This is a genomic window from Halomonas sp. ND22Bw (genome assembly GCF_003011945.1).
Lineage (GTDB): Bacteria > Pseudomonadota > Gammaproteobacteria > Pseudomonadales > Halomonadaceae > Halomonas > Halomonas halophila.
Genome location: NZ_PXWD01000555.1, coordinates 1 through 303, shown reverse-complemented (window position 1 = coordinate 303; position 303 = coordinate 1). Strand labels below are relative to the sequence as shown.

At 54.1% G+C, this 303-nt stretch carries 1 rRNA gene; it reads left to right on the top strand.

The window, feature by feature from the left end:
• Positions 1–303 (top strand): 16S ribosomal RNA (locus CVH10_RS19355); the annotation flags it as partial.

The window sequence follows — 303 nt, the reverse complement described above, 5'->3', positions numbered from 1 at the left end:
TTGTGAAATCCCCGGGCTCAACCTGGGAACTGCATCTGTGACTGCATAGCTAGAGTACGGTAGAGGGGGATGGAATTCCGCGTGTAGCAGTGAAATGCGTAGATATGCGGAGGAACACCGATGGCGAAGGCAATCCCCTGGACCTGTACTGACGCTCATGCACGAAAGCGTGGGGAGCAAACAGGATTAGATACCCTGGTAGTCCACGCCCTAAACGATGTCAACTGGTTGTTGGGTCTTCACTGACTCAGTAACGAAGCTAACGCGTGAAGTTGACCGCCTGGGGAGTACGGCCGCAAGGTT